The organism is Trichlorobacter sp. (assembly GCF_030247655.1).
GTDB lineage: Bacteria > Desulfobacterota > Desulfuromonadia > Geobacterales > Pseudopelobacteraceae > Trichlorobacter.
The window spans coordinates 1-3,400 of sequence record NZ_JAOTRZ010000275.1 but is presented as its reverse complement, the minus strand read 5'-3'; the positions used below and the strand labels follow the sequence as shown (position 1 = coordinate 3,400).

At 55.6% G+C, this 3,400-nt stretch carries 4 protein-coding genes and 1 pseudogene; 3 read left to right on the top strand and 2 right to left on the bottom strand.

Annotated features, from left to right (window positions below; genetic code table 11):
- The 3 genes from OEL57_RS15510 to OEL57_RS15500 form a co-directional block, all read left to right on the top strand.
- A partial coding sequence (locus tag OEL57_RS15510) for a 6-phosphofructokinase (RefSeq protein ID WP_300741707.1) occupies positions 1-497 on the top strand: 497 nt, incomplete at its 5' end.
- Between the two features lie 82 nt (positions 498-579).
- Complete coding sequence (locus OEL57_RS15505; RefSeq protein WP_300741705.1) at positions 580-912, top strand: DMT family transporter; 333 nt, start codon at positions 580-582, stop codon at positions 910-912.
- Between the two features lie 30 nt (positions 913-942).
- On the top strand, positions 943-1,479 hold the full coding sequence (locus OEL57_RS15500; protein ID WP_300741704.1) for a metal-dependent hydrolase: 537 nt from the start codon (positions 943-945) through the stop codon (positions 1,477-1,479).
- An 87-nt stretch (positions 1,480-1,566) separates the two neighbouring features.
- Here OEL57_RS15500 and OEL57_RS15495 read toward each other — a convergent pair whose 3' ends face one another.
- Complete coding sequence (locus tag OEL57_RS15495) at positions 1,567-2,862, bottom strand: DEAD/DEAH box helicase (RefSeq protein ID WP_300741702.1); 1,296 nt, start codon at positions 2,860-2,862, stop codon at positions 1,567-1,569.
- A 347-nt stretch (positions 2,863-3,209) separates the two neighbouring features.
- A pseudogene (locus tag OEL57_RS15490) lies at positions 3,210-3,400 on the bottom strand (hydrogenase); the annotation flags it as partial.

Here is a 3,400-nt window from a genome sequence, read left to right as displayed (position 1 = left end):
ATGCCGGTTTCATTGCCCTGAACAGCGGCATCTCCGGTAATGCCGATGTAATCCTGATCCCTGAAATCCCCTTTGATCTTGAAAAGGTCTGCGACAAACTGATGGAAAACGAACTGAACGGCCGCAGATACGCAGTTGTAGTAGTGGCTGAGGGGGCCGTGCCCAAGGGCGGCGATGTGGTCATCAAGGGAGAGGCGGAAGGCGGTCGCCAACATGTGGTGCTGGGCGGCATTGCCGACTATGTGGCCAAGGAGATCAGCAAGCGCACCGGCAAGGACTCCCGCTCAATGGTGCTTGGACACCTGCAACGGGGCGGTTCCCCCACCACCTTTGACCGGTTGCTTTCCCTGCGTTTTGGTGCAGCAGCAGTGCGAGCCATTGAACAGGGTAAGTTTGACCATATGGTGGCGCTCAAGTCGCCGGATATCGCCCTGGTGCCGCTGGCCGAGGCGCTGGGTATTCAGAAAAGGGTCGATGTCAATGGCGACCCGTGCTGACAGCGCGGGATATCGGGATATGTTTCGGGGATTAAGAGCGGGTCTCAATGAACGTTGGCCTAAAGGGGAAAGGACCAAGCTAATGCAAAAATGGATCTACCTTGTCGTGGCAATTATCAGTGAAGTAGCCGCCACCTCTGCGCTAAAGTCATCCGAAGGGTTTACGAAGCTCTGGCCATCATGCATAGTGGTCATAGGCTACGCCACTGCATTCTACTTCTTGTCACTCACCTTGAAAACAATCCCGGTCGGGATGGCATATGCCATCTGGTCAGGTGCAGGAACAGCATTAGTTGTTCTTGTGGCCTGGCTCTACATGGGGCAAAAACTAGACGTACCCGCCATTATCGGTATCCTGCTTATTGTTTCTGGCGTACTGGTATTAAATATTTTTTCCAAGTCAGCAGTGCATTAAACCCTCCCGCCCCCCAGGAGTGGCTTAAAAATGCCAACAATCATCACACATCCAGTGTTACCACTTGCCATGGCATACGGCGCAGGTCGTACCATCATCTCCACAAGGCTGTTACTGGCCGGTACGATTGCCTCGGTGCTACCGGATCTTGACGTTGTGGCTTTTCGCTTTGGTATCCCCTATGCCGCTACATTCGGCCATCGCGGTTTCAGCCATTCAGTGTTATTTGCTTTCGTTGTCGCCTGTATCGGCGCCGGTATGTCCAGATGGCTTAACTCAACTTCTTCAAGGACGTTTTTCTTCCTCTTTTTTGCGACTGTTTCCCATGGTGTTCTTGATGCCTTTACCACTGGTGGACTGGGCATTGCATTCCTGTGGCCCTGGTCTGATGCACGTTTTTTTGCTCCTGTCCAAGTCATTAAGGTCTCGCCTTTCGGCGTCTCACGTTTTTTATCACCGAGAGGAGTTGCCGTGCTGAAATCAGAGCTGTTGTGGGTCTGGCTGCCCTCATGTATCGTTATGGTCGGCATGGTGCTCACAAGGCGTTTAGCTTCACAACGGCAGTAGGTTAATTTACAGAGTCTTCAATACACAAACGCCCTGTCCGGATTATCCGGTCAGGGCGTTCTAGTTTACAACATCACAACAGGCTGATTAGCGTTGGCTGCGACCCCGTTGCTGATAGCCTGATTTTGATTTAGGGGCAGCAGCACCGCCTTTACCTGCAGCAGCTCCCTGGCGACGTTGACCACCAGCTGCAAAGGGACGACGTCCCTTGCCTGCGCCGTTACCACCACGGCCCGGCACCGGCAGGGTGCTGACCGGCTCAAGACCGGGAATGGTGTGCATCTGTACGGTCTGGCCGGTATAGCGCTGAATCCGCTGCAGATAAACCGCATCAGCAGGAGAGACAAAAGAGATGGCAACCCCGGTGGCGCCGGCACGACCGGTACGGCCGATCCGGTGGACATAGTCTTCTGCTGCGCGGGGCAGGTCAAAGTTGATCACATGGCTGATGCCGTTGATATCAAGGCCGCGGGCTGCCACATCGGTGGCCACCAGGAAACGAACCTTACCACGACGCAGGTTGGTCAGGGTACGGGTACGGGCCCCCTGGGTCATGTCGCCATGCAGGGCAGCGGCAGAGAGACCACGATCATACAGATCACGGGCCAAGGTATCGGCATCCCGCTTGGTGGCGGAGAAAATGATCGCCTGGGTAATGGCCGGATCATCAAGCAGGTGATGCAGCATCTTGTGTTTGTGCCCCAGGTTATCGGTCAGGTGCATCCGCTGTTCAATGGAATCATGGTTAGCCTGTGGGCTGGAGATGGCGATCCGTGACGGTTCCTTCAGCAGACGGCCGGCCAGACGGGCCATCGGATCATCCATGGTGGCGGTAAACAGCAGGGTCTGGCGCTTCTTTGGTGTGGCAGCGGCAATCTGATCAACCGCATCAGTAAAGCCCATGTCCAGCATCCGGTCAGCCTCATCCAGCACCAGCAGTTCTACCCGTGACAGGTCAATCCGGCCACGCTCAAGGTGGTCGATCAGACGACCCGGGGTGGCAACAATCAGGTCAACCGGTTGACGCAGCAGGCGGACCTGGTCAGGGTACGGCATACCGCCCACGATGGAGCCGTAGCGCATACGCAGGAAACGGCCATAGCGGGCCACCGAGTCAGCAACCTGGGCAGCCAGCTCACGGGTAGGAGTCAGTACCAGCACGCGGGGACCGATCCCTGCAGGGCCCGGCTTTGCCAGCCGCTCAAGGGCGGGAATGATAAAGGCAGCGGTCTTGCCGGTGCCGGTCTGGGCAGAGGCGATCAGGTCGCGACCGGAAAGTGCTTGAGGAATAGCCTCGGCCTGAATCGGCGTCGGGGTGGCATAACCACAGGCGGAAATGGCTTTCTGGATGGATGCATGCAAATTCAGTTCTGCAAACGACATAAAAATCTCCTGATTCAACACGAGCGGAAACCTGCCGGCATCGCTGTTTAGTCTGTCAAATCGTCTGTACAAATGTGTCGTGTGGAGGGCGCGTCGGGACAACCGTTATCCCAGTCGGATCAGCGCATCAACCACGTGTGGCCGGCAGTACTCATTCAGATTCCCGGCAGGTAAAACAAGTCTGCACGAAAGTGGGAATCAACTGTCGCAAACCAAACGCGGTGCTGCAGAATCGGGAAATAAACCGGATGCAGAAGGGGGTCAGGCAGCGAGAAAACGAGGCGAAAAATTAACTTTTGATATTTACGCGAATACTTCTTTAAACACAAGAAAAATAATTACCAAATCTATTTTATCCGTCCCTGCAATCGCAACAGGCCATCCAGAATAGTGGCCGGATGGGGCGGACAGCCGGGAATGTAGAGATCGACCGGCAGCAGCGTATCAAGGCCCAGACTGATCTGCGGAGAACCGCTGAACGGACCGCCGGCAATGGCGCAGGCACCGCAGGCCACCAATATTTTGGGGGCAGGAATCG